The 26,262-nt window shown below is 63.5% G+C and carries 21 protein-coding genes and 1 pseudogene; 17 read left to right on the top strand and 5 right to left on the bottom strand.

All coding sequences use genetic code 11. From position 1 onward, the window contains the following. Positions 1-5: 5 nt before the first annotated feature. From murD to lpxC, 9 genes are all read left to right on the top strand, one after another. Positions 6-1,352 carry a UDP-N-acetylmuramoyl-L-alanine--D-glutamate ligase gene (murD, locus tag ACL9RJ_RS11510; protein ID WP_017123607.1) on the top strand — a complete coding sequence of 449 codons (1,347 nt, stop codon included), beginning with the start codon at positions 6-8 and terminating at the stop codon, positions 1,350-1,352. Continuing rightward, the gene (gene ftsW / locus ACL9RJ_RS11505) at positions 1,349-2,563 is read left to right on the top strand and encodes a putative lipid II flippase FtsW (RefSeq protein ID WP_017123608.1); all 1,215 of its coding nucleotides are present in this window, start codon (positions 1,349-1,351) and stop codon (positions 2,561-2,563) included. The genes murD and ftsW overlap by 4 nt, the downstream gene beginning before the upstream one ends. Next, positions 2,553-3,623 carry an undecaprenyldiphospho-muramoylpentapeptide beta-N-acetylglucosaminyltransferase gene (gene murG / locus ACL9RJ_RS11500; protein WP_422765259.1) on the top strand — a complete coding sequence of 357 codons (1,071 nt, stop codon included), beginning with the start codon at positions 2,553-2,555 and terminating at the stop codon, positions 3,621-3,623. Before ftsW ends, murG begins: the two co-directional genes overlap by 11 nt. Continuing rightward, entirely contained in the window at positions 3,616-5,076 is a 1,461-nt protein-coding gene (gene murC / locus ACL9RJ_RS11495) for a UDP-N-acetylmuramate--L-alanine ligase (RefSeq protein ID WP_017123609.1), read from the top strand. The genes murG and murC overlap by 8 nt, the downstream gene beginning before the upstream one ends. Further along, positions 5,073-6,053 (top strand): D-alanine--D-alanine ligase, encoded by a 981-nt coding sequence (locus ACL9RJ_RS11490; RefSeq protein ID WP_177106552.1) that lies wholly within the window; start codon positions 5,073-5,075, stop codon positions 6,051-6,053. The genes murC and ACL9RJ_RS11490 overlap by 4 nt, the downstream gene beginning before the upstream one ends. 3 nt (positions 6,054-6,056) lie before the next feature. Beyond that, on the top strand, positions 6,057-6,926 hold the full coding sequence (locus ACL9RJ_RS11485; protein ID WP_042934305.1) for a cell division protein FtsQ/DivIB: 870 nt from the start codon (positions 6,057-6,059) through the stop codon (positions 6,924-6,926). Positions 6,927-6,940: 14 nt separating this feature from the next. Next, positions 6,941-8,206: a cell division protein FtsA gene (ftsA, locus tag ACL9RJ_RS11480; RefSeq protein ID WP_017123612.1), complete on the top strand. Its 1,266-nt coding sequence runs from the start codon at positions 6,941-6,943 to the stop codon at positions 8,204-8,206. Between the two features lie 55 nt (positions 8,207-8,261). Further along, entirely contained in the window at positions 8,262-9,449 is a 1,188-nt protein-coding gene (gene ftsZ, locus ACL9RJ_RS11475) for a cell division protein FtsZ (protein WP_017123613.1), read from the top strand. A gap of 112 nt (positions 9,450-9,561) precedes the next feature. Beyond that, on the top strand, positions 9,562-10,473 hold the full coding sequence (lpxC, locus tag ACL9RJ_RS11470; protein ID WP_007939852.1) for a UDP-3-O-acyl-N-acetylglucosamine deacetylase: 912 nt from the start codon (positions 9,562-9,564) through the stop codon (positions 10,471-10,473). A gap of 49 nt (positions 10,474-10,522) precedes the next feature. On the opposite strand, the gene ACL9RJ_RS11465 is transcribed toward lpxC, so the two are convergent. The 5 genes from ACL9RJ_RS11465 to ACL9RJ_RS11445 all read right to left on the bottom strand — a co-directional run bounded on the left by ACL9RJ_RS11465 (position 10,523) and on the right by ACL9RJ_RS11445 (position 18,421). Beyond that, positions 10,523-11,974, bottom strand: coding sequence for a diguanylate cyclase (locus tag ACL9RJ_RS11465; RefSeq protein ID WP_178991238.1), 1,452 nt, complete (start codon positions 11,972-11,974; stop codon positions 10,523-10,525). Positions 11,975-12,121: 147 nt separating this feature from the next. Then, entirely contained in the window at positions 12,122-13,486 is a 1,365-nt protein-coding gene (locus ACL9RJ_RS11460; RefSeq protein WP_212810104.1) for a heavy metal sensor histidine kinase, read from the bottom strand. Next, positions 13,476-14,156: a heavy metal response regulator transcription factor gene (locus tag ACL9RJ_RS11455; RefSeq protein ID WP_017123616.1), complete on the bottom strand. Its 681-nt coding sequence runs from the start codon at positions 14,154-14,156 to the stop codon at positions 13,476-13,478. Before ACL9RJ_RS11455 ends, ACL9RJ_RS11460 begins: the two co-directional genes overlap by 11 nt. 9 nt (positions 14,157-14,165) lie before the next feature. Next, positions 14,166-17,261 (bottom strand): multidrug efflux RND transporter permease subunit, encoded by a 3,096-nt coding sequence (locus ACL9RJ_RS11450; protein WP_177117750.1) that lies wholly within the window; start codon positions 17,259-17,261, stop codon positions 14,166-14,168. Beyond that, positions 17,258-18,421 (bottom strand): efflux RND transporter periplasmic adaptor subunit, encoded by a 1,164-nt coding sequence (locus ACL9RJ_RS11445; RefSeq protein WP_177084158.1) that lies wholly within the window; start codon positions 18,419-18,421, stop codon positions 17,258-17,260. The genes ACL9RJ_RS11450 and ACL9RJ_RS11445 overlap by 4 nt, the downstream gene beginning before the upstream one ends. Positions 18,422-18,795: 374 nt before the next feature. Between ACL9RJ_RS11445 and ACL9RJ_RS11440 the strand changes: the two genes are divergently transcribed. The 8 genes and pseudogenes from ACL9RJ_RS11440 to ACL9RJ_RS11405 all read left to right on the top strand — a co-directional run. Beyond that, positions 18,796-19,128: a type 1 fimbrial protein gene (locus ACL9RJ_RS11440; protein ID WP_212810102.1), complete on the top strand. Its 333-nt coding sequence runs from the start codon at positions 18,796-18,798 to the stop codon at positions 19,126-19,128. 410 nt (positions 19,129-19,538) lie between these two features. Next, on the top strand, positions 19,539-20,096 hold the full coding sequence (locus ACL9RJ_RS11435) for a fimbrial protein (RefSeq protein WP_017123620.1): 558 nt from the start codon (positions 19,539-19,541) through the stop codon (positions 20,094-20,096). Between the two features lie 62 nt (positions 20,097-20,158). Continuing rightward, the gene (locus tag ACL9RJ_RS11430) at positions 20,159-20,893 is read left to right on the top strand and encodes a fimbrial biogenesis chaperone (RefSeq protein WP_422765258.1); all 735 of its coding nucleotides are present in this window, start codon (positions 20,159-20,161) and stop codon (positions 20,891-20,893) included. 115 nt (positions 20,894-21,008) lie between these two features. After that, entirely contained in the window at positions 21,009-23,582 is a 2,574-nt protein-coding gene (locus ACL9RJ_RS11425; RefSeq protein ID WP_370590985.1) for a fimbria/pilus outer membrane usher protein, read from the top strand. Next, positions 23,579-24,358, top strand: coding sequence for a fimbrial biogenesis chaperone (locus ACL9RJ_RS11420; protein WP_212810101.1), 780 nt, complete (start codon positions 23,579-23,581; stop codon positions 24,356-24,358). The genes ACL9RJ_RS11425 and ACL9RJ_RS11420 overlap by 4 nt, the downstream gene beginning before the upstream one ends. Then, positions 24,355-25,335, top strand: coding sequence for a fimbrial protein (locus ACL9RJ_RS11415; protein ID WP_017123624.1), 981 nt, complete (start codon positions 24,355-24,357; stop codon positions 25,333-25,335). The genes ACL9RJ_RS11420 and ACL9RJ_RS11415 overlap by 4 nt, the downstream gene beginning before the upstream one ends. 87 nt (positions 25,336-25,422) lie before the next feature. Further along, positions 25,423-25,665 (top strand): hypothetical protein, encoded by a 243-nt coding sequence (locus ACL9RJ_RS11410; RefSeq protein ID WP_042934308.1) that lies wholly within the window; start codon positions 25,423-25,425, stop codon positions 25,663-25,665. 163 nt (positions 25,666-25,828) lie between these two features. Continuing rightward, positions 25,829-26,110, top strand: a pseudogene (locus ACL9RJ_RS11405) (PAS domain-containing protein); the annotation flags it as partial. Between the last annotated feature and the right edge of the window lie 152 nt (positions 26,111-26,262).

The raw sequence follows: 26,262 nt of genomic DNA, 5'->3' as shown, positions 1-26,262 counted from the left end.
AACACGTGTCGCTGATCGCTTCTGACCACTTCCGCATCATTGTCGGCCTCGGCAAGAGCGGCATGTCCCTGGTTCGCTTCCTGGCGAACCGGGGCGTTGCCTTTGCGGTGGCCGACACGCGGGACAACCCACCGGAACTGGCCACGCTGCGTCGTGACTATCCACAGGTGGAAGTGCGTTGTGGCGAGCTGGACGTCGAATTCCTCTGCCGCGCCGACGAGCTCTACGTGAGCCCCGGCCTGGCCCTGGCGACCCCGGCCCTGCAGGCGGCCGCGGCTCGTGGCGTGAAGCTGTCCGGCGATATCGAGCTGTTCGCGCGTAACGCGAAGGCGCCGATCGTCGCCATCAGCGGTTCCAACGCCAAGAGCACCGTGACCACCCTGGTCGGCGAAATGGCCGCGGCGGCCGGCAAGCGCGTGGCGGTCGGCGGCAATCTCGGGACCCCGGCGCTGGACCTGCTCAGCGACGATGTCGAGCTGTACGTGCTGGAACTGTCGAGCTTCCAGCTGGAAACCACCGATCAGTTGGGCGCCGAAGTGGCGACCGTGCTCAACGTCAGCGAAGACCACATGGACCGCTACAGCGGCCTGCCGGCTTATCACCTGGCCAAGCACCGGATTTTCCGAGGGGCGAAACAGGTGGTGGTCAACCGCCAGGATGCGTTGTCCCGTCCGCTGATGAGCGAAGGCCTGCCGTGCTGGACCTTCGGCCTCGGCAAGCCGGACTTCAAGGCCTTCGGCCTGCGTGAGGAAAATGGCGAGAAATACCTGGCTTTCGAATTCCAGAACCTGATGCCGGTGAGCGAACTGAAGATCCGTGGTGCCCACAACCAGTCCAATGCCCTCGCGGCCCTGGCACTCGGGCATGCCGTGGGATTGCCGTTCGACGCCATGCTGTCGAGCCTGCGGACATTCGCCGGTCTTGAGCACCGCTGCCAATGGGTGCGCGAACTGAAGGGCGTGAATTACTACAACGACTCCAAGGCCACCAACGTCGGTGCGGCCCTGGCCGCTATCGAAGGCCTGGGCGGCGACATCGCCGGCAAGCTGGTACTGATCGCCGGTGGCGATGGCAAGGGCGCCGATTTCAGCGGCCTGCGCGGCCCGGTCGCGGCCAACTGCCGGGCGGTGGTCCTGCTTGGCCGGGATAGCGAGCTGCTGGCCAAGGCCCTTGGCGATGACGTGCCGCTGGTCCGTGTGCAGAGCCTGGACGATGCCGTGCAACGCTGTGCCGAACTGGCCGAGCCGGGTGACGCGGTATTGCTGTCGCCGGCCTGCGCGAGCTTCGACATGTTCAAGAACTATGAAGAACGCGGACGCCTGTTCGCCCAGGCCGTGGAGGGGTTGGTATGAACTTCAATATCATCAAGCCTTATCCATCGCCGATCATTACCGGGCGTGGCGTCGACGTCGATTTCCCGATGCTCGCCGGTTGCCTGGCGTTGCTCGGCCTCGGGCTGGTGATGATCACCTCGGCTTCGTCCGAAGTGGCCGCCGTGCAGTCGGGCAACGCGCTGTATCACATGATTCGCCACCTCATCTACCTGGTCATCGGCCTGGGCGCCTGTATCGCCACGATGATGGTGCCGATCGCCACCTGGCAGCGCATGGGCTTCATGATGCTGGTGGGCGCCTTCGGCCTGTTGGTGATGGTGCTGCTGCCGGGCATCGGTCGTGAGGTGAACGGCTCGATGCGCTGGATCGGCTTCAGTTTCTTCAACGTGCAGCCTTCGGAAATCGCCAAGGTCTTCGTGGTGATCTATCTCGCCGGCTACCTGGTACGCCGGCAGAAGGAAGTACGGGAAAGCTGGATGGGCTTCTTCAAGCCGTTCATCGTGCTGCTGCCGATGGCCGGCCTGTTGTTGATGGAGCCGGACTTCGGCGCCACCGTGGTCATGATGGGCGCGGCGGCGGCAATGCTGTTCCTCGGCGGCGTCGGCTTGTTGCGCTTCGGCCTGATGGTCTTGCTGGCAGTGGTCGCGGTGGTGGTGCTGATCAAGGCGCAACCCTACCGGATGGCGCGCCTGACCACCTTTACCGATCCCTGGGCCGACCAGTTCGGTTCCGGCTATCAGTTGACCCAGGCGCTGATCGCCTTCGGTCGCGGCGAGTGGCTGGGGGTCGGCCTGGGCAACAGCGTGCAGAAGCAGTTCTACCTGCCGGAAGCCCACACCGACTTCGTGTTCTCCGTGCTGGCGGAAGAGCTGGGTGCCGTCGGCTCCCTGTGCACCGTCGCGCTGTTCGTGTTCGTCAGCGTGCGGGCGATGTACATCGGTCTGTGGGCCGAGAAGGCCAAGCAGTTCTTCGCCGCCTATATGGCTTACGGCCTGGCGTTCCTGTGGATTGGTCAGTTCCTGATCAATATCGGCGTGAACGTCGGTCTGCTGCCGACCAAGGGCCTGACCTTGCCGTTCCTCAGTTATGGCGGCAGCTCGCTGGTGATCTGCTGTGCCTGTCTCGGCCTGTTGCTGCGTATCGAGTGGGAGAGTCGAACCCACCTGGGCAGCGAAGAGATGGAATTCGATGAAAGCGACTTTGCGGAGGACACTCCCCATGGGCGCTAACGTATTGATCATGGCCGGCGGTACCGGTGGCCACGTGTTCCCGGCGCTGGCCTGTGCCCGCGAATTCCAGGCGCGGGGCTACACCGTGCATTGGCTGGGCACGCCACGGGGCATCGAAAACGAGTTGGTACCGGCTGCCGGATTGCCGCTGCACCTGATCAACGTCACGGGGCTGCGGGGCAAAGGCAAGCTGTCGCTGCTCAAGGCGCCGTTCGTCCTGCTCAAAGCCGTCTGGCAGGCGCGCAAGGTGATCCGCCAGTTGCAGCCGGTCTGCGTGCTGGGCTTCGGTGGTTATGTCACCGGCCCGGGTGGAGTTGCCGCGCGCATGGCCGGCGTACCGGTGATCGTGCATGAGCAGAATGCCGTGGCGGGTACCGCCAATCGGCTGCTGGTGCCCTTGGCGGCCCGGGTCTGCGAAGCTTTCCCGAACACCTTCGGCGCCTCTGGAAAACGTCGGACCACCGGTAATCCGGTACGCACCGAACTGTTCCTGGAAACCCCGCGCCAGACCCTCGCCGGTCGTCGCGCGCGCCTGCTGATCCTCGGCGGCAGCCTCGGTGCCGAGCCGTTGAACAAGTTGCTGCCGGAGGCCCTGGCCCAGGTGCCGGCCGAATACCGCCCGGAAGTTTTCCACCAGGCCGGCCGCAATCATGACGAAGTCACCGCCGAACGCTACAAGGCGGCCGGCGTCGAGGCGCAGGTGGCGCCGTTTATCAAAGACATGGCCCAAGCCTATGGCTGGGCCGACCTGGTGGTCTGTCGCGCAGGCGCCTTGACCGTCAGTGAACTGGCTGCGGCCGGTCTGCCCTCGTTGCTGGTGCCCTTGCCCCATGCGATCGACGACCACCAGACCCGCAATGCCGAATATTTGGCCGGGGAGGGCGCTGCCTTCCTGCTGCCGCAAAGAACGACTGGCGCCGCCGACCTGGCGGCACGCCTGACAGAGGTTTTGATGCAACCGGAACGACTGAACACCATGGCGAGCACCGCACGCCGCCTGGCCAAGCCCGATGCTACCCGCACCGTCGTCGAGATCTGCCTGGAGGTGGCCCATGGTTGAGAATCAGAAAGCCATGCCGCAACCGGAAATGCGCCGTATCCGCCGTATCCACTTCGTCGGTATCGGCGGCGTGGGGATGTGCGGGATCGCCGAAGTGCTGTTGAACCTGGGCTATGAAGTCTCCGGTTCCGACCTGAAAACCTCGCCGGTCACTGACCGGCTCGAGTCGTTCGGCGCGCAGATCTTTATCGGTCACCGTTCCGAGAACGCCGCCAGCGCCGATGTGCTGGTGGTTTCCAGTGCCGTGAACAAATCCAACCCGGAAGTCGCGACCGCCCTGGAGCGGCGTATCCCGGTGGTGCCACGGGCCGAGATGCTCGCCGAACTGATGCGCTATCGCCACGGGATTGCCGTTGCCGGTACCCACGGCAAGACCACCACCACCAGCCTGATCGCCTCGGTGTTCGCCGCCGGCGGCCTGGACCCGACCTTCGTCATCGGTGGCCGCCTGAATGCCGCGGGCACCAATGCCCAGCTCGGCACCAGCCGCTACCTGATCGCCGAAGCCGATGAGAGCGATGCCAGCTTCCTGCACCTGCAGCCGCTGGTCGCGGTGGTCACCAACATCGACGCCGACCACATGGACACCTACGAAGGTGACTTCAACAAACTGAAGAAGACCTTCGTCGAGTTCCTCCACAACCTGCCGTTCTACGGTCTGGCCGTGGTCTGCCTGGACGACCCGGTGGTGCGCGAGATTCTGCCGCAGATCGCCCGTCCGACCGTGACCTACGGGGTTCACGAAGACGCCGACGTGCGCGCGATCAATATCCGCCAGGCTGGCATGCAGACCCACTTCACCGTGCTGCGCCGTGACCGCGAACCGCTGAACGTCTCGGTGAACATGCCGGGCAACCACAACGTCCTGAACTCCCTGGCGACCATCGCCATCGCCACCGACGAGGGCATCAGCGACGAGGCCATCGTCCAGGGTCTGTCGGGCTTCCAGGGCGTGGGTCGGCGCTTCCAGGTCTACGGCGAATTGCCGGTGGACGGCGGCAGCGTGATGCTGGTCGACGACTACGGCCACCACCCGACCGAAGTCGCGGCGGTGATCAAGGCTGTACGCGGTGGCTGGCCGGAACGCCGCCTGGTGATGGTCTACCAGCCACACCGCTATACCCGTACCCGCGACCTGTACGACGATTTCGTCCAGGTGCTGGCCGACGCCAATGTGTTGTTGCTGATGGAAGTCTACCCGGCCGGTGAAGAGCCGATCCCGGGGGCGGACAGCCGCCAGCTGTGCCGCAGCATCCGTCAGCGCGGCCAGCTCGACCCGATCTATATCGAGCGTGGCGTGGAACTGGCCCCGCTGGTCAAGCCGTTGCTGCTGCCGGGCGACATCCTGCTGTGCCAGGGCGCCGGTGATATCGGCGGTCTCGCCCCGCAGTTGCTCAAGAGTTCGTTGTTCGCCGGCGCCGTTGCCGCAGTCAGCCCGGGGAAATCGAAATGACCGCTGCCTACGCCAACCTGTTCTCGACCCTCGAGCCGAAGACCTTCGGCCGTGTCGCCGTGCTGTTCGGTGGCAAGAGCGCCGAGCGCGAAGTCTCGCTGAAGTCCGGCAATGCGGTGCTCGAGGCCCTGCAGAGCGCTGGTGTCGATGCGTTCGGCATCGACGTGGGTGACGACTTCCTGCAGCGCCTGCTGCACGAGAAGATCGACCGTGCCTTCATCATTCTTCACGGCCGCGGCGGTGAAGACGGCAGCATGCAGGGGCTGCTGGAGTGCCTGGGCATTCCCTACACCGGCAGTGGCATTCTCGCTTCGGCCCTGGCCATGGACAAATTGCGTACCAAGCAGGTCTGGCACAGCCTGGGGATTCCGACGCCCCGTCATGCCGTGTTGAGCTCGGAGGCCGACTGTATTCGCGCCGGCGCGGAACTGGGTTTCCCTTTGATCGTCAAACCTGCCCATGAAGGCTCCAGTATTGGGATGGCCAAGGTGACCGGCGTCGATGAGTTGATCGTCGCCTGGAAAGCCGCCGCCGCCTACGATTCGCAAGTGTTGGTCGAACAATGGATCCAGGGTCCGGAGTTCACCATCGCCACCCTGCGTGGGCAGATCCTGCCACCGATCGCCCTCGGCACCCCGCATTCGTTCTACGACTACGACGCCAAGTACCTGGCTTCCGATACCCAGTACCGGATCCCGTGCGGCCTCGACAGTCACAAGGAAAAAGAACTGATGGACCTCACGGCGAAAGCCTGTGAGGCGCTCGGTATCGCCGGTTGGGCGCGTGCCGATGTGATGCAGGACGCCGACGGGCAGTTCTGGTTCCTGGAAGTCAACACCGCCCCGGGCATGACTGACCACAGTCTGGTGCCGATGGCGGCACGGGCGGCCGGTCTGGATTTCCAGCAACTGGTGCTGGCGATCCTGGCCGAGAGCGTTGCCGCTCATGCCGCCAGCCAATCAGAGCCGCGAGGTTAAACCATGCACGGCGCGCAGATTCGTCATCAGCCACCCGCTTCCGGCCGTAACAAGCCGGTGCCGCGGGGTGCCAGCCGAATGGTGGCTAAAGAGCCGATGTCAGTGCGCCTGCCAAAAGCCAATTTCGGCTTCCTGAAGCGCCTGATGTGGCCGGTGTTGCTGGTGGCCCTGGGCTTCGGCACCTATGAGGGCGCCCAGCGCCTGTTGCCCTATGCGGATCGGCCGATCAGCAAGATCAACGTCCAGGGCGACCTCAGCTACATCAGCCAGCAGGCGGTGCAGCAGCGGATCGCGCCGTACGTCGCGGCGAGCTTCTTCACCATCGACCTGGCGAGCATGCGCGCCGAGCTGGAAACCATGCCGTGGATCGCCCACGCCGAGGTCCGGCGTGTGTGGCCGGACCAGGTGGTGATCCGCCTGGAAGAGCAATTGCCGGTGGCCCGCTGGGGCGACGAGGCGTTGTTGAACAACCAGGGCCAGGCGTTCGCGCCACGGGAACTGGCGAACTACGAACATCTGCCGCAGCTGTTCGGCCCGCAGCGGGCTCAGCAGCAGGTGATGCAGCAGTACCAGGTCCTGAGTCAGATGTTGCGCCCGCTGGGCTTCTCCATCGCCCGGCTGGAACTGCGTGAGCGGGGCAGCTGGTTCCTGACCACCGGCGCAGGAAGCGCGGGGCCGGGTATCCAGTTGTTGTTGGGCCGCGACCATCTGGTCGAGAAGATGCGCCGTTTCATTGCCATTTATGAAAAAACGTTGAAAGAACAGATTACGAACATTGCCAGCATCGATCTGCGTTACTCCAACGGCCTGGCCGTCGGATGGCGGGAACCTGTGGCGCCCGTGACGGCCAAACCCGCCGTTGCGAAGAATTAAGAAGAGGCAGGACCATGGCAAACGTGCAAAGCGGCAAAATGATCGTCGGACTGGATATCGGCACCTCCAAGGTGGTGGCGCTGGTGGGCGAGGTCGCGGCCGATGGCACGCTGGAAATCGTCGGTATCGGTACTCATCCTTCGCGTGGCCTGAAGAAGGGCGTGGTGGTGAATATCGAGTCCACCGTGCAGTCGATCCAGCGCGCGGTAGAAGAAGCGCAACTGATGGCCGGTTGCCGGATCCACTCGGCATTCGTCGGCGTGGCGGGCAATCACATCCGCAGCCTGAATTCCCACGGCATCGTCGCGATCCGCGATCGCGAAGTCAGTTCGGCGGATCTCGAGCGCGTCCTCGACGCGGCCCAGGCCGTGGCGATCCCGGCTGACCAGCGGGTCCTGCACACCCTGCCGCAGGACTACGTGATCGACAACCAGGAAGGCGTGCGCGAGCCCCTGGGCATGTCCGGCGTGCGCCTCGAAGCCAAGGTCCACGTGGTCACCTGTGCGGTGAACGCGGCCCAGAACATCGAGAAGTGCGTGCGCCGCTGCGGCCTCGAAATCGACGACATCATCCTCGAGCAACTGGCCTCCGCCTACTCGGTGCTGACCGACGACGAGAAAGAGCTGGGCGTCTGCCTGGTGGACATCGGCGGCGGTACCACCGACATCGCGATCTTCACCGAAGGCGCGATCCGCCACACCGCGGTGATCCCGATTGCCGGCGACCAGGTGACCAACGACATCGCCATGGCGTTGCGCACCCCGACCCAGTACGCCGAAGAGATCAAGATCCGCTACGCCTGCGCCCTGGCCAAGCTGGCCGGTGCCGGTGAAACCATCAAGGTCCCGAGCGTCGGCGATCGTCCACCGCGCGAGCTGTCCCGCCAGGCCTTGGCCGAGGTGGTCGAGCCGCGCTACGACGAACTGTTCACGCTGATCCAGGCCGAGCTGCGCCGCAGCGGCTACGAAGACCTGATCCCGGCCGGCATCGTGCTGACCGGTGGCACCTCGAAGATGGAAGGCGCGGTCGAGCTGGCCGAGGAAATCTTCCACATGCCGGTGCGCCTGGGCGTGCCGCACACGGTCAAGGGGCTGTCGGACGTGGTCCGCAACCCGATCTATTCAACTGGGGTGGGGCTGTTGCTGTACGGGCTGCAAAAGCAGTCGGACGGCATTTCCCTGTCCGGCTACAACGGCGGCAACAGAAACGACTATCGCGATGAAGAACAGAAAGCACCTGTGCTGGAGCGTTTGAAGCGCTGGGTCCAGGGCAACTTTTAAAGTTTCAAAGCAGTAGAAGTAGGCGAAAAAACTAGAGAATGAAAGGAGAGGGAACATGTTCGAACTCGTAGACAACGTCCCACAAAGTCCGGTAATCAAGGTTATCGGCGTCGGCGGTGGCGGCGGCAACGCTGTCAACCATATGGTCAAGAGCAACATTGAAGGCGTCGAGTTCATCTGCGCCAACACCGATGCCCAGGCGCTGAAGAACATCGGCGCGCGGACCATCCTGCAACTGGGCACCGGCGTGACCAAGGGCCTTGGCGCTGGCGCCAACCCGGAAGTCGGTCGTCAGGCCGCCCTGGAAGACCGCGAGCGTATCGCTGAAGTGCTGCAAGGCACCAACATGGTCTTCATCACCACCGGCATGGGTGGCGGTACCGGTACCGGTGCAGCCCCGATCATCGCCGAAGTGGCCAAGGAAATGGGCATCCTCACCGTTGCGGTGGTGACCCGTCCGTTCCCGTTCGAAGGCCGCAAGCGCATGCAGATCGCCGATGAAGGCATCCGCGCGCTGAGTGAAAGCGTCGACTCGTTGATCACCATTCCCAACGAGAAGCTGCTGACCATCCTGGGCAAGGACGCGAGCCTGCTGTCGGCATTCGCCAAGGCCGACGATGTACTGGCCGGTGCCGTTCGCGGTATCTCCGACATCATCAAGCGTCCGGGCATGATCAACGTCGACTTCGCCGACGTCCGTACCGTGATGAGCGAAATGGGCATGGCGATGATGGGCACCGGCTGCGCCAGCGGTCCGAACCGTGCTCGCGAAGCCACCGAGGCGGCGATCCGCAACCCGTTGCTCGAAGACGTGAACCTGCAAGGCGCACGTGGCATCCTGGTGAATATCACCGCCGGTCCTGACCTGTCCCTGGGTGAGTACTCCGACGTGGGTAGCATCATCGAAGCCTTCGCTTCCGAGCATGCGATGGTCAAGGTCGGTACCGTTATCGATCCGGACATGCGCGACGAGCTGCACGTGACCGTGGTCGCCACCGGCCTGGGCGCGAAAATCGAGAAGCCGGTCAAGGTGATCGACAATACCCTGCAGACCACCCAGTCCGCCGCCGCACCAGCACCTGCCCGTCAGGAACTGCCGTCGGTGAACTACCGTGACCTGGACCGTCCGACCGTCATGCGCAACCAGGCCCAGGCCGGTGCTGCGACTGCCGCGAAGATGAACCCGCAAGACGACCTGGACTATCTGGATATCCCGGCTTTCCTGCGTCGCCAGGCCGATTGATGGAATGTATCAGGAGTATTAGGGTGATTGGTGTTCAGCAAAGGCCTGGTCTGCTATCATCGCCAGCCTTTGTTGATACCTGTTCGCAATTTGCGCTGAAGCGGCCCATGCCATGATTAAACAACGCACCCTGAAAAATATTATCCGTGCTACAGGTGTCGGCCTGCACTCCGGCGAGAAGGTCTACCTGACCCTCAAGCCAGCGCCTGTGGACACCGGCATCGTGTTTTGCCGCGCCGACCTCGACCCTGTGGTACAGATTCCTGCGCGCGCGGAAAACGTTGGCGAAACCACCATGTCGACCACGTTGGTCAATGGTGACGTCAAGGTGGACACGGTGGAGCACCTGCTCTCGGCCATGGCCGGCCTGGGCATCGATAACGCCTACGTCGAGCTCTCCGCGTCCGAAGTCCCGATCATGGATGGTAGCGCCGGACCCTTCGTATTCCTGATTCAATCTGCCGGCCTGGAAGAACAGGACGCAGCCAAGAAGTTCATCCGCATCCTGCGTGAAGTCACAGTGGAAGACGGCGACAAGCGCGCCACTTTCGTGCCTTTCGAAGGTTTCAAGGTGAGCTTCGAGATCGATTTCGATCACCCGGTGTTCCGTGACCGCACCCAGAGTGCCAGCGTGGATTTTTCCAGCACTTCGTTCGTAAAAGAAGTCAGCCGCGCCCGGACCTTTGGTTTCATGAGTGATATCGAGTACCTGCGCAAGCACAACCTCGCACTCGGCGGTAGCGTGGAAAACGCCATCGTGGTCGATGCAGACGGTGTTCTGAACGAAGACGGCCTTCGTTATGAAGACGAATTCGTGAAGCACAAGATCCTGGACGCCATTGGTGACCTCTACCTGCTGGGCAATAGCCTGATTGGTGAGTTCAAGGGCTTCAAGTCGGGCCATGCACTGAACAACCAGCTCCTGCGCAAGTTGATTGAGCAGACCGATGCCTGGGAAGTCGTGACCTTCGAAGACGCCAGCACCGCGCCGATCTCTTACATGCGTCCTGTTGCGGCCGTGTAACGACTCTCTCCTTTTGTTGTTTTTAAAAGCCGCCTTCGGGCGGTTTTTTTTAGCCGCCGACAGGGATATGCAACGCCCGGTCGCGCCCATCGTGCTTGGCCTGGTACAACGCCCGATCGGCTGTGTGCAGCAGCTGTTCCACGCTGCCTTCGCAAGGCTGGGAAGTGGTGCTGACGCCAATGCTGACGGTGATTGTCTGGCTGTCGTCCCCGAAGGGGGGGAGCGCGGCCATGGCTGTCCTGATCTTTTGCGCCTGGCTCAAGGCACCTTGCGCGTCGGTTTCAGGCAGGATCACGGAAAACTCTTCGCCGCCATAACGCGCCGCGATGTCGCCAGGACGGCGAATGCTGTCGCTGATCACCCTCGCCAGGCGCTTCAGCGCTTCATCACCGACCGGGTGACCATGGCGATCGTTGAAGGCCTTGAAATGGTCGGCATCGATCATCAGCAGCGACAACGGTTTACCCGAGCGTCGCGCCCTGGCCCATTCACGTAGCAGCGCATCATCCAGCGCCCGACGATTGGCCAGGCCGGTCAACGGGTCGGTCGTCGCCAGTTTGGCGAGTGCCTTTTCGGCGCGCCGGCGCAGGCGCAACTCCCGTGACAGCAGCCATGTCAGCCAGAGCAGGATGAAACAGAGAATGCCTGTGGCGAGGCCGGTCAGGGAGGCGGTGTGTCTCCAGGCCGCGTAGACACCATCGGTGGAAAGCGCGACGACCACGATCAGCGGCAACTTGCCCACTTTGGCAAAGGTATAGAGCCGCTCGGTACCATCAAGGCTGGATATGCCGGTAAAACTGCCTTCGCCCTCTTTCATGATACGGAGAAAGTTGGGGCGTTTGCTGAAGTCCTTGCCGATCAGATCTTCGCCCATGTGTGGCTGCTGGGCGAGGAGAATACCTTGCGCGCTGATCAGGTTGACTGAACTACCCTTGTCGATGTCCAGCGACTTGAACAACTCGTCGAAATAACTGAGGCGCAACGCGGCAGTGGCAACGCCGAGAAATTCCCCGTCTGGCGTGGAGAGCCGGCGGCTGAAACCCAGGAGCCAGAAATGCGGTGCTCGACGGGCCTTGAAGGGGCCGGTGATCGTCAGTTTCGGGTCCGGATTGTCCTTGTGAATCTGGAAGTACTCACGGTCGGAGAAATTGGCGACCCTCGGCGTGACCGATAGCGAGTCGGCAATGACATCGCCCTGGCGATCGAGCAGCAGGACATCTCCTCTGTGGGAGGCGCTCGAGGCCCGGTCGAAAAGCGCGAGATGGCGGACCTCGGGGGGGATCCCCACCAGGTCCGGGCGTTGCGAAGCCGCGATCAGGCCCTGGACCGCCTGGTCGTAGAGTTCCACGTTGCGCAGCACATCGGCATCGATCAGTTGCACGATATTGCTCGCCGCCCGGGCGGCGGCCTGAGCGGCATCGGCGCGTTCCCGTACCAGCAGGTAGGTGACGATAGCCGTCATGGCAATGACCGTCAGCGTGCTACCCAGTATCAGCAACATCTGCGGGTTGGAGGGTTTTGCCGGGCGGTGATTGATGGTGGCGTTCTCGATTGCGAGGTTTATTGACGCATATACAGATCCCAGGCAAGAAAAAGGCCAGTTTCAGGGGGCTGGGGGCCGGCCCTCGGGATTTTCGGGGAGCATCGCTCAGGCCGGCAGGTAGATACCGAAGGTATTGCTGCCGTCGCCGCTGCGCACGAACACGTCGCCGCCATGCATCAGTGCGATTGCCTTGACGATGGCCAGGCCCAGGCCGTGGTTGGCGCCGCTGTTGCTGCGCGAGGCGTCGACGCGATAGAAGCGTTCGAAGAGGCGCGAGAGGTGTTCGCTGGCGATGGTTTCCCCGGGGTTGGATACGGCGATCGCCACCCGTCCGCCCTCCTGCTCGATGCGCACGGTGATCGCCTGGCCGGGCGCGGTGTGTTGCACTGCGTTGCTCAGCAGGTTGATCAGGGCCCGGCGCAGGTGGGCGATCTCGATCCGCACCTGGGCATCGCCGCTGACTTCGACCCGTACCTGAGCGTCCTCGAGAATGAAATCCAGGTAGTCCAGGGTCGTTGCGACCTCCGCCGCCAGCGAGGTGCTGATCAGCTTGGTGGCCTTGCTGCCCTGGTCGGCGCTGGCGAGGAAGAGCATGTCGTTGATGATCGAACGCAGGCGCTCCAGCTCTTCGAGGTTCGATTGCAGCACCTCGAAATAATGCTCGGCGGAACGCCCGCGGGTCAGGGCCACCTGGGTCTGGCCGATCAGGTTGGTCAGTGGCGAGCGCAGTTCGTGGGCCACATCGGCATTGAACGACTCCAGCCGCGAATAGGCCTGCTCCACCCGTTCCAGGGTCGAGTTGAAGGAGTTGACGAACTGGCTCAGTTCCGGCGGCAGCGGCGACAGTTGCAGGCGTCCGGTCAGCCGCGGCGGCGCCAGTTTGCGGGCTTCCTGGGACAGCTTGATCAGCGGCTTGAGGCCGATTCGTGCGACCCAGTAGCCCAGGGCCGAAGCCAGCAGCACGCCGACGATGGCCAGGCTGATCAGGGCGATCAGCAACTGATGCTGGGTCTGCCAGAACGTCTCGGTATCGATGGCGATCAGGAACTGCAGCGGCGGCCGCTGGTCCTTGGCCGGCATGGTGTTGAGCAGGACCTTGAACGGATAGGCGTGTCCCGGCAGGCGCAGGTCGCGCATGCCCTTGGGGCCGGCGGCGAAGGCGCGGATCTGCGCGTCGGGGTTGCCGTACTCATAGTTGGGATCGCTGCTGACCACCCAGAAGCGGATGCGCTTGTCTTCCTCGCCCAGTTGCTTGAGCTTGGCGTTGATCTTCACCCAGTGGTCCGGGGTGCCGAAGCGATTGAGCGAGGACTCGAGCACGCTGTAGCGCGCATCCAGTTCGGCCTCGGGCAGCAGGCCGAGGCCCTTGTCGACCTGCTGGTACAGGGCCCCGCCGATCAGCAGGAACACCAGCATCGCCACCAGGCTGAACATCCCGCTCAGGCGCAGGGCGATGGAGTTACTCGACACCACGGCTCTCCAGCACATAGCCCATGCCGCGGATGGTGTGCAGCAGTTTCTGTTCGAACGGCCCATCGAGCTTGGCGCGCAGGCGCTTGATCGCCACCTCGACGACATTCGCGTCGCTGTCGAAGTTGATGTCCCAGACCATCTCGGCAATCGCCGTCTTCGACAGGATTTCGCCCTGGCGCCGGGCCAGCACGCTGAGCAGCGAGAACTCCTTGGCGGTCAGGTCCAGGCGGGTGCCGGCACGGCTGGCCTTGCGGCTGATCAGGTCGACCCACAGGTCGGCGACGCTGATCTGTACCGGCTCGTGGCCGCCGCCGCTGCGTCGGGTCAGCGCCTGCAGGCGCGCTACCAGTTCGAGAAAGGAAAAGGGCTTGCCCAGGTAGTCGTCGGCGCCGTCGCGCAGGCCGCGGATGCGATCCTCGACGCGCTCGCGGGCGGTGAGCATGATCACCGGCGTCTGCTTGCGCGCCCGCAGCGCCTTGAGCACACCGAAGCCGTCCAGCTCCGGCAACATCACGTCGAGGATAATCACCGCGTAGTCGCTTTCCAGCGCCAGGTGCAGCCCACCGACACCGTCGCGCGCGAGGTCGACGGTGTAACCCTGTTCCGTCAGGCCACGATGCAGGTAGTCGGCGGTCTTCTCTTCATCTTCGATAATCAGGACACGCATGAACCAGCCTCAATGAGTGATCGCCGGCACGCTTGCCGGTTGGGGCCGATGGAATAGCCGCTCGAGCCACAAGTATATGACGGGTGTGGTGAACAGCGTCAGCGCCTGGCTCACCAGCAGGCCGCCGACCACGGCGATACCCAGGGGCTGGCGCAACTCGGCGCCGGTGCCGTGGCCGAGCATCAGCGGCAGGGCGCCGAGCAGGGCGGCCAGGGTGGTCATGATGATCGGGCGGAACCGGGTGATACAGGCCTTGTAGATCGCTTCCTCCGGTGTGAGCCCGCCACGCTGGGCTTCCAGGGCGAAGTCGATCATCAGGATGCCGTTCTTCTTCACGATACCGATCAGCAGCACCAGGCCGATCAGCGCCATGATCGAGAAGTCCTGGCCCAGCAGCCACAGCATGATCAGTGCACCGAGGCCGGCGGACGGCAGGGTGGAGATGATCGTCAGCGGGTGCACGAAGCTCTCGTAGAGCACCCCGAGGATGATGTAGACCGCCACCAGCGCGGCGAGGATCAGCCACGGCTGGCTGGCCAGGGAACTCTGGAAGGCCTGGGCCGCGCCCTGGAAACTGCCGCTGATGGACGCCGGCATGCCGATTTCGTTCTTCGCCTGGTTGAGCATCAGCACCGCGTCGCCCAGGGCCACGCCGGGTGACAGGTTGAACGACAGGTTGGCGGCCGGGAACATACCGTCATGGGCGATGGACAGCGGGCCGCTGGTGGGGACGTCGAAGCGCGCCAGGGCCGACAGCGGGACCATTTCGCCGGTCAGGGGCGAGCGCAGGTAGAAGTAGTTCAGGCTTTCGGCCTTGCCGCGCTGGGCGGCGTCCAGTTCGAGGATCACGTTGTACTGGTTGGTCTCGGTCTGGTACTCGTTGATCTGGCGCTGGCCGAAGGCGTCGTAGAGGGCTTCGTCGACATCGCTGGCGGTCAGGCCGAAACGCGCGGCGGCGCTGCGGTCGATGTTGATGTGGGTGATGCTGCCGCCCAGCTGCAGGTCGTTGGACAGGTCGCGAAACGCCGGATTGGCCCGCAGTTTCTCGGTCAGGCGCTGGGTCCAGGTGTTGAGCGTGTCACCGTCGTTGCTCTTGAGCACGTACTGGTACTGGGCCCGGCTCGGCCCGGAACTGAGGTTGATGTCCTGGCCCGCCCGCAGGTAGAGGACGATGCCGGGGATCTTCATCAGTTGCGGACGGATGCGATCGATAAAGGCACTGGCGGACACGTCCCGCTGGTCCTGTGGCTTGAGGGCGATCCAGAAACGGCCGTTGGCGATGGTCTGGTTGCTGCCCGAGACGCCCACCGAATGGGAGAACGCCTGCACCGCCGGGTCGGCCGCGACGATCTCGGCGAGCGCCTTGTGCTTGGCGACCATATCGGTGAAGGACACATCGGCGGCGGCCTCGGTGGTGCCGAGGACGAAGCCGGTGTCCTGGACCGGGAAGAAGCCCTTGGGAATGAACACATAACCGGCGATGGCCAGGCACAGGGTCACGCAGAACAGCCCGAACATGGTTTTCTGGCGTGCCAGGGCGCGGCGCAGGTTGCGCTCGTAGACGGCCAGCAGGCGTTCGCCGAAGGTCGCTTTCGAATGTTCGTGATGCACCGGGGCACGCATGAACAGCGCGGCTAGGGTGGGGGCCAGGGTCAGCGAAACCACCACCGAAATCAGGATGGTCGAGGTGGCGGTCAGGGCGAATTCCTTGAACAGCCGGCCGACCACGCCGCCCATGAACAGCAGCGGAATGAACGCGGCGATCAGCGAGAAGCTGATGGACACCACGGTAAAGCCGATCTCGCCGGCGCCCTTGATCGCCGCCTCGCGCATGCCGTCGCCGGCCTCGAGGTGACGGTGGATGTTTTCCACGACGACGATGGCGTCGTCCACCACGAAGCCCACGGCGATGACGATCGCCACCAGGGTCAGGTTGTTCAGGCTGAAGCCCATCACGTACATCAGGGCGAAGCTGGCCACCAGCGAGACGCCGAGCACGGCGGAGACGATCAGGGTCGCCGACAGCTGGCGCAGGAACAGCGCCATCACCGCCACCACCAGCAGGATGGCGATCAGCAGGGTCATTTCCACTTCATGCAGCGAGGCGCGGATGGTCTGGGTGCGGTCGATCAGCACCTTGACCTGCACCGAGGCCGGGAGCATGGCTTCCAGGCCCGGCAGGGCGGCCTGGATGCGGTCCACGGTCTCGACGATGTTGGCCCCCGGCTGACGGGAAATCACCAGGTTCACGCCCGGCTCGTCGCCGGACCAGGCTTGCACATAGGCGTCCTCGGAACCACGGATCACCCGGGCCACGTCCTTGAGCTGGACGGGCGCGCCGTTCTTGTAGGAGACGATCAGCTGGCCGTACTCCTCCGGCTGGAACAGCTGGTCGTTGGTCGACAGGGTGGAAATGCTCGACTTGCCGTAGAGCGCGCCCTTGGCCAGGTTGAGGCTGGTCTGCTGGATCGCCAGGCGGATGTCCGCCAGGGTCAGGCCGATGGCCGCCAGCTTGTCGGCCGAGGCCTGGACGCGAATCGCCGGGCGCTGCTGGCCGGTGATGTTGATCTGGCCGACGCCGTCGATCTGGCTGAGCTGGCGTGCCAGCAGGGTTTCGGCGTAGTCGCTCAATTCGGTGCCAGGCATCCGGCTCGAGCTGATGCTGAGGATCAGCACCGGGCTGTCGGCCGGGTTGACCTTGCGCCAGGTCGGCAGGGTCGGCATGTCCTTGGGCAGCTTGCCCGAGGCGGTGTTGATCGCCGCCTGGACTTCCTGGGCGGCGGTATCGATGCTCTTGCTGAGGGTGAACTGCAGCGTCAGCGTGGTCGAGCCGAGGGCGCTGCTGGAGGTCATCTGGGTCATGCCTGGGATGGCACTGAACTGCACTTCCAGCGGTGTCGCCACCGAGGACGCCATGGTTTGCGGGCTGGCACCGGGCAGTTGGGCGGAGACCTGGATGGTCGGGAATTCAGCTTCCGGCAAGGGCGCCAGGGGCAGGCGCGGGAAAGCGATCAACCCGAGCAGGACCAGGGCGAAGGTGAGCAGGATGGTCGCCACCGGGTGATCGATGCACCAGGCGGAGACACCGCGACTTTCCTTGATCATGGCTTGGGCTCCACCGCCACGGCCTGTTCAGCCAGCTTGGGTTCGCCGAGTATTTCGACCTGCGAGCTGGGCTTGAGCCGCGACTGGCCATCGCTGACCAATACATCGCCGGCCCGCACGCCCGTGATGATGTTCAGGTCGCTGTCCTGGTAGGGCATTTGCACCGGGACGATTTCCACGCCCTTGTCCTTGATCCGATAGACGAAGTAACCGTCCAGCCCGCGTTGCACCACCGACGGCGGCACGACCAGGGCATCCTGGTCGAGGGCGGTCTGGATCTTGATATTCACCAGTTGGCCCGGCCAGAGCTTCTGGGTCGGGTTGCTGAATTCGGCCTTGGCCTTGATCGTGCCGGTGGTGGCCGCGACCTGGTTGTCGATCAGCGTCAGGTGGCCGGCGCCGAGCAGGGTGCCGGTATGTCCGTCGTCACCCAGGTAGGCATCCACCGTGGCCGGTTTGGCGGCACCGAGCAACCCTTGCAGGGTCGGCAGCATCTGCTGGGGGAGGGAGAACTCCACAGCGATCGGGTCGATCTGGGTCACGGAGAACAGGCCCTGGGCATCGCTCATGCGCAGGAAGTTGCCTTCGTCCACGGCGCGGATACCGACCCGGCCGGTGACCGGCGAATGGATCTGGGTGTAAGAGAGTTGCACCTGGGCGGCGGCAATCGCCGCCTGGTTGCCCTGGGCGGTGGCCCTGAGCTGATTGACCAGTGCCTGTTGCTGATCGTAGGTCTGTTTTGAAATACCGTTGTCGACGGTCAGCAGCTTGTAGCGCTTGAGGTCGATTTCCGCCACCTGCAACTGTGCCTGGCTCTGCGCCAGTTGGGCCCTGGCCTGGGACAGGCTGGCCTGGATCGAACGATCGTCGAGGGTCGCCAGCAGGTCACCTTCCTTGACCAGTTGGCCTTCCTTGACCAGCAGCCGGGTCAGGATGCCGTCGATCTGTGGCCGGATCACCACGCTGTGCAGCGACAGCACCGTACCGATACCGCTGGCGTAGCGCGGCACATCCCGTTGCGCGACGTTGACCACCTTGACCGGTATCGCCACGTTGCCGGCCTGCTTGGTATGGGCGGGACGGGTCAGCGCCCAGGTCGCCCCGGCGGCCACCACCAGGATCACGACAAGGCCCAACACGGTTTTTTTCTGGATGTGCATGCTGTCAAAACGCCGGGACAAGGAATGGGAAGGTGAATGCTGGCAGAACAGTAGCCTCTTTATAACCCCGCGACCCGGTCAGCACGGTGACAGCTAACTGACAGGGCTGTCAGCCAGGGCCGGGGCGAGGCCAGAAACGAAAGGGCGGGGCGGCCATTAAAGGAACCGCCATAAGGGACGATAACCCGGTAAGTACCACTGTTTGTTCAATGGCTTGTTTTTCAAAGATATGTGCTTCGCGCAGAAGTGCTATCAGGATAGTGGCGTGTTTAATCGAATATAAAAAGTCCTACGGATATTCCCCGTTTTTCAGTGGAATGCTTGCAAGTGGGCTTTACTTGATAAGGGGTTCCCCTGGTTTGGGAGTACTTGATATGAAATACACACTATCGGTGTTGGGTGTCTTGTTGTTGATGGGAGTTTGTTCCACTGTACAGGCGGCCACGCCCAACAGCGGGCAGATTCGTTTTACCGGGCAGATCGTCGAGGCCGCATGCGAAGTGTCGTCCGCGGGTTCGGCAAATGCCCGTGGTGCTTCACAACATATCCAGGTAGCGCCGGGTGTCGTGGTGTCGGTCGACACCGCTGACAATGCCTGCAGCGGTGGCGCCCGGCCCTTCAATGCAAGTTACCAACCCTTGTCGAACGGGGCTTCCAGCATCACCACGGTCTCGCCCAAGGGCATTGTGGTGATCACGTACCTGTAGAACTGTACGTGTGGCGAAGCATAAGCGCTGCCTGGACTGTATAGAGTCGGGCGGCGTCCCCTGAAATATCCGGCGTCAAGTTGACTCTGCGCCACGGCGCTGGTGATCAGTACAAGCAACTGTCTGATCGATATAATTAAAATTTCCCTGGAAAGTTTCAGGGAGTTGGCTTGCGAGTGTTTAAATTCGACGATTTTCATCTTTCTGTTTTTAATCTTAAACACTCTCCGGGTCATTTTTCTGTGTCCGTCGAATGACATGTTTCTCTGACAGAGGCAGATGTCCTGTTTTCGCGTTAAATCGGCACCCTGAATCAGGCCGGGTCTGATAGTTCGATTCACGATCGACGACTATATTGGCCGCCACCCAAGTGATGGGTACAAACGATTAACTCGAAGGATTGTGTTCGCATGAAAAAGATTTCCCTGACGTTGGCTTTATTGGGTGCCGCCCTGGGCGTGACTGGCTCCGCCCTCGCCGCCAACGGTGGCACGCTGAACTTTACCGGTGCACTGACCAATACCAGTTGCGATGTGTCGTCCGGCGGCGGGTCCGCTGACAACATTCCGGTCGACCTCGGGCGTGTTTCCTTCGCCGATATCGGCAACCGTACCGAATCCCGCCTGGGCACGGCCAAGGACATCGATCTGCTGGTGACCTGCCTGCAACCGGCGGCGGAAAACAGCGTGCACATGTCATTCCGTCCGGCCCAGGTCGATCAGAACGATCCCTACCTGCTGACCACGGCCGGTGCGGCCAAGGGCGTGGGCATCGGCCTGATACGCCGGGACAACGATAACTTCCTGAATATCCAGGACCCCACCGACACCATCGACGGCATTCTCCAGCCCAGCGGCAGCGGTTCCAGCGGCACCCTGTCCCTGCGGGCGGTGTTCGTGAAGAACGGCGTGGCGACGGTGCCAGGTGCGGCCACCGGTACAGTGCCCTTCGTACTGACCTACAACTGAGTGGTTGTCTCGAACGGAGCTGCAAAGCTCCGTTTTTTTATTGGCTATAGATGGGTCGCAACATGTGCAAGTTGATGACGTCGATGATCGGCATGGCCCTGGTCGTGTGGACAGGAGTCCATGCGCAGGCCGGGATCGTGCTTAATGCCACGCGTCTGGTGTACCCGGCGCAGCACAAGGAAGCCGTGCTCAGTGTCTTGAACAAGAACCGCTCGACGATCCTGTTGCAGTCCTGGCTGGAGGCCGAGGATCCCGCGGCGGGAGAGTTGCCCTTTGCCGTTGTCCCCCCCCTGGTGCCGCTGTCCGGAGGCGGGCGGCAAACGGTGCGGGTCATCCATTCGGGCGTCGAGATGCCTACCGACCGCGAATCGCTGTTCTGGTTGAATGTCCAGGAAATACCGCAGGCAAGCGAGCAGGAGAATGTGCTGCAGATCGGCATTCGCCAGCGGATCAAGGTGCTCTATCGTCCCCGTCAGCTGATGGCCGATCCGGAGCAGGCGCCCCGGCAATTGCGCTGGCGCCTGAAGCCCGACGGCACGCTGGCGGTGAGCAATCCCGGACCGTTCCATGTCAGCCTGGTGGATATCGAACTGTTCGGCACCACGGCCCGCCTGCTGCACCGCAAGAACGCGATGCTGGCTCCCGGACAGGCGCAGGTGTTCGAGCTACCCGCTCCCGTGACGGAGCAACAGGCGCGACTGAGCTTCAAGAGCATCAATGACCATGGGGCCGTCGTGCCTTATCAGCTTTCCAGTCGCGACTGGAAAAGCGGCCAGGCCCTGTGGGTCGAGAATTAGCGCACTCGCACCGGGCATCTCTTTCAATTTCAAGTGCGTCGCACCCTCGCAAGAGTCCGTGCGCGTAGGCGTTCGCCTTTAACAAACATCTCGAGACATTGAGTGAAGGTTGCAAATGGACTGGCTTTATCGAAGAACAAAGGAAGTTCTGGTGTCATCGTGTCGTGGGAAAAGGGAGGCCGCGACACGCCCCCTGTTGCAGAGCGTGAATCGCCAGGCCGTCATACCTCTGGGCTTGTGCCTGCTGGTGCCGGACCTGGCTTTTGCGGATCCGGCCGTTGTGGAGTCGGCCGGCGAATCTGTCAGGTTCAATACCGCCTTTATCCATGGCGGCGAGCAGCCGGCGGATATCAAGGCGTTCCTGGAGGGCAACAGCGTCTTGCCCGGCCTCTATCGGGTGGACATCTACCTGAACCGTGTACTCAGTGCCCGCCGGGATGTGCGCTTCAGCCGCGATACGCTCAGCGGGCGCGTGGAACCCTGCCTGACCCTGGCCCTGCTGGAGGATCTGGGGCTCGACGCCGAGCGCCTCAAGGCCTTGGTCGAACTGCCCTCCCAGGCTGCCCCCGAGCACTGTTTCGATCTCGGCAAACTGGACCAGGCCAGTGTCGACTACCAACCCAATACCCTGGCGCTCAACCTCAGCGTCCCGCAGATCGCACTGCGCCGCAGCGCCAGGGGCTACCTGTCGCCGGAGCTGTGGGACGAGGGGGTCAACAGCGGTTTCATCAGCTACAGCTTCAGCGGCAATCGCCGCGAACTCGATCGACAGAAAAGCGACAGCTATTACCTGGGCCTGCGCAATGGCCTGAACCTCGGCGCCTGGCGTTTGCGCAACGAGTCCTCGCTGGTGCACTCGGACCGGCAATCCTCGCATTTCACCAGCAACCAGACCTATGCCCAGCGCGACCTGACCGCCTGGAAAGGCCAACTGACCCTCGGCGAGACCTACAGCGACTCGCGGGTCTTCGACAGCATACGGTTTCGCGGTGCCCAGGTAGCCTCGGACGACGGCATGCTGCCCGACAGCGAGCGGGTCTATGCGCCGACCATCCGTGGCGTGGCGGAAAGCAATGCGACGGTGGAGATTCGCCAGAACGGCTACCTGCTGTACAGCTCGAACGTGCCACCCGGACCGTTCGAGATCAGTGACTTCTACCCCAGCGGTTCCAATGGCGACCTGCTGGTGACGGTGATCGAGGCGGACGGTCGCCGTCGCACCTTTATCCAGGCGTTCGCGTCGCTGCCCCTGATGCTGCCCAAGGGCACCTTCAGCTACAGCGTCGAGGCCGGGCAATATGACAGCAACGACGATCGGGACGAGAACCCGGGGTTTGCCAGCACCACGCTGATCTACGGGCTGAGCGAGCTGATCACCGGCTTCGGCGGCGTGCAACTGGCCGAGGATTTCCAGGCCAGCAACCTGGGCCTGGGGGTCAACACGGGACTGGGCGCGGTGTCGGCGGACCTGACCCACTCGGTCAGCCGCCAGGCCACTACCGATATCGGCGGGCAGAGCGTGCGCCTGCGTTATGCCAATACCCTGAATGCCACGCGGACGACCTTTGCCCTGGCCGGCTATCGCTACTCCAGCGAGCACTACCGCAGTTTCGACCAGCATGTGGACGAGCGCAGCCATCTGGCGCAGAACCAGATCGGCCGGGCCCGCGACCGTTTCGATATCACCCTCAGCCAGCCCGTGGCGAACGGTACCTTCAGCTTCACCGCCCTTGAACAGCGCTTCTGGAACCTGCCGGGCAAGTCCCGCCAGTTCAACGCGACCTATGGCGGCTACTGGCGCGACCTCAGCTACAGTCTCTCCGTGGATCGGACCCAGGCGATGGATATCAATGGCAAGGTCGACACCGATCATCAGTTCACCCTGACGCTGTCGCTGCCGCTGGGACGTCATGAAAGCTCGACCCGTGCCTCGCTGACGGCGGTACGCGACAACCAGGGCGACTCCAGTGTCATGGCCGGCCTGACCGGGCGCGTGCTGGAGCAGAATGCGTTCTACTCGGTGCTGGCCGGCAATGACGGTTCCGGGGCCCGCGCCGGCTCCGCCAGTGTCAACGCGACGACCTCGGTCGGGCGCTTCGAGGCCGGCTACAGCCACGGCCAGGATTTCAACAGCTGGAACATCGGTGCCCGTGGCTCGCTGGTCGCCCACGGCGGAGGCGTGAACCTCGGGCAATCGCTGGGCGACACCTTCGCACTGGTCGAGGTGCCGGGTGTGCGCGGCGCGCGTTTCAACAACTTCAGCGGCGTCGAGACCGCAGGCAATGGTTATGCGGTGCTGCCGTATGCCCAGCCTTACCGCGCCAACTGGATCAGCCTGGATACCCGTGACCTGGGCGCGGACGTCGAGGTCGAGAACGCCATCGCCCAGGTGGTGCCGCGTCGGGGTTCGTCGACCCTGGTGCGTTTCAACGCCAGTGCCGGTCGCCGGGTGCAGTTCGAGCTGAGCCTGGCCGATGGCAGCGCGTTACCGCTGGGGGCCAGCGTCCAGGATGCCGAGGGCAAGTCGCTGGCGGTGGTCGACCCGACCAGCCGCGCATTGGTGCTCAGCGACCGGGAGGAGGGGACATTGCAGGTGAAATGGTCGGGGCAAGGCTGCCAGTTCCATTTCCGCCTGCCGCCACGGGATCCGCAACTGGCCTATGACCGGGTCAAGGGGGTCTGCCAATGAAACCTGTACAGGCGTTGCTCCTGGCGTTGAGCCTGGTTTCGGCGGCGCCGGCCCAGGCCACGGTGTCCCTGAGCGGTACGCGGCTGGTGTTCGACGGGCGCTTTACCGACGTGAGCATCGAGGCCCGCAACCGCGGGCGCCAGGAGGTGCTGCTGCAAGCCTGGCTGGAGTCGCGGGAAGACGCCGGTGGGGCGAAAGACCTGCCCTTTGTGCTGACCCCGCCGATTTCGCGGTTGGCGCCCGATGGTCGGCAAGCCTTGCGACTGATGTATGAAGGGCGCGGGATGCCGACGGAGCATGAGTCGCTGCTGCACCTCTATGTGATGGAAATCCCCCGGGTGCGTCCCGGCGACAGCCAGTTGAGCATTGCCATCCGCCAGCGGATCAATGTGCTGTTCCGGCCGCCGGGGCTGGCCGGCGATCCGGCGCTCACGCCGGAGCGGCTGCGCTGGGTCCTGGAACCGGATGCCAGCGGCGTGCCGCGGTTGAAAGTGGAGAACCCGACGGCCTTTCATGCCGCGCTATTGAGCCTTGAACTGGCCGGCGAGCAAGGCACTCATCCGCTGGGCGACGACCTGCTGGTGCCGCCGGGAGAACACCGGGAAGTGCTGCTGGCAACCCGTGCCATGGCCAGCCAGCAGCGCCTGCTGCGGTTCAACGCCCTGACCGACTACGGCGGCCAGCGCGCCTACAGCGCCCGCTTCGATGTCGGCATCCCTTTCAGTGCGTCGCTGCTGGGCGACGCTTCCTCCCTTGCAGAACGGACCTCCCCATGACCAAGACGCTTCATCTCACCTGGCCGCGTGCCTTGTTGCTGCTCGGGCTGCTGAGCCCGGCCAGCTGTTTTGCCCTCAGTTGTACCTTGCAAGGCAGCGGTTCGCTGGTGGCCAGTGCCGATCTCGGCAGCACCGTGGCGATTCCCGCGTCGGCGCCCAACGGCACGGTGGTCTGGCGTTCCGAGCCGGTCAACCTGGCGGTGGACTGTGCCAGGGGCGGCCAGCCGGGGCCCCAGGAAGAGATCTATATCCATCTGAACCCGGCCCATCAGGTGGTCGGCCAGGGGATTCGTGTCGGCCTGAGCCACGAAGGGGTCGATCATCGCCAGAGCAACGGGCGTATCGCCACCGGCCGTAGCGTGCCGGCCTGTGTCGACGTGCAGGCCTGTGGCGCCTTGAGTTTCAACCTGGGCTTTTCGGTGTTTATCGAGAAGTTCGGGCCGACGCCGCCGTCGGGAGTGGCCAGCCGCTTGCAGGATTACCGCCTGTTCCAGCTCGACGGCGGCAGCGGGCCGGGTCCCCTTGGCGACTCGCTCAACTATGTGATCAACAACCTCGGCGGCCTGCGCTTCGTGGCCTGTGACGCGCAATTGCAGGTGATCCCGGACACCGTCGATTTCGGGCGGATCGCCATCCAGAACGTGGTCGTGGGGCAGGTGGCCGAACGGCGACCGTTCGCCCTGCATACCAGCCGCACCTGCGACAGCGCCTTCAGCCTGGACGCACGGCTGAAGCCGGTATCGGGCACCCTGGCCGGCGAGTTGCTGATCCCCAGCGGCAACGACGGTGTCGGCATCCGCATCGTCAGGGCGGGCGGCGGGGTGATTCCATACAACCGCTCCTTCCACCTGGCCGAGCTGTTGGGCGACACCCAGGCCGCCATGACCCAGTTCGACGCCGAACTGTTGTGGCACAGCGCCCAGCCCAAGGCCGGGCCGTTCTCGGCCGGGGTGGTGGTCGATTTGTTCTATAAATGACCGCTGGCGGCGGCGCGGGCAGGGCGCTCGCAGGTATACTGCGGTCTTTCGGTTCGACCTGATCCGTCCCGCCTTTTCGGAGCTTCCATGACTTCCCCTGAACAACCGTCCGTTTCCACCCACCCGGATGAAGAGCCTGTGGTCGAGGCTGAGCTGGCGGTCAGCGACAAGCCGGTGATCCCGGCCTTCAGTTTTCCGTTCAAGCCCGCCGAGTTCGCCGCGGCGAAAAAGACCGGCCAGGCCTGGCACCAGAAAAACGGCAAGGACGGCCACCACGAGAGACCGGGTCGCGCACCCAACGGCACGCGTCGCTCCATGGGCAAGCGCTGAGTTCCCCGCCTGTCCTCCCTGTCAGCGCGTCCATCGGCTGACAGGGCCCCTCATCAGGTTCATGGCTAAATGCCAAGAACCTGAGCTGGATCAGTGTTTTGCTTTTCCGTGCGCTTAGAGTCGACGCGCTGCCGACTCCTCTCAACCCTCCGAGCGCGCTTCCATGAAGATCAATCTCCCGATTACCGGGCGAAATGTCGACGTCGCCTTTGATGCCAACATTCTTTCGACCACCGATCTGGACAGCACGATTACCTACGCCAATGCCGATTTCATCAGGATCAGCGGCTACAGCCGCGAGGAACTGCTGGGCTCGCCGCATAACCTGCTGCGTCATCCGGACATGCCTGGCGAGGCCTTCGCGCACATGTGGCAAACCCTCAAGGGTGGGCGCTCATGGATGGGCCTGGTGAAGAACCGCTGCAAGAATGGCGATCACTACTGGGTCAGTGCCTATGCCACGCCGGTGACCCGCGATGGTCAGACCGTCGAATACCAGTCGGTGAGAACCCGGCCCGACGCCGCGCAGGTCGAGGCCGCCGAGCGCTGGTACGGCTGGTTGCGTAGCGGGCGTCTGCCCTGGCGCCAGCGCCTGCC

It is taken from the genome of Pseudomonas sp. Mn2068, from assembly GCF_049319725.1.
GTDB classification, from domain to species: domain Bacteria; phylum Pseudomonadota; class Gammaproteobacteria; order Pseudomonadales; family Pseudomonadaceae; genus Aquipseudomonas; species Aquipseudomonas gingeri.
This window is presented reverse-complemented; position numbering and strand designations above follow the sequence as displayed.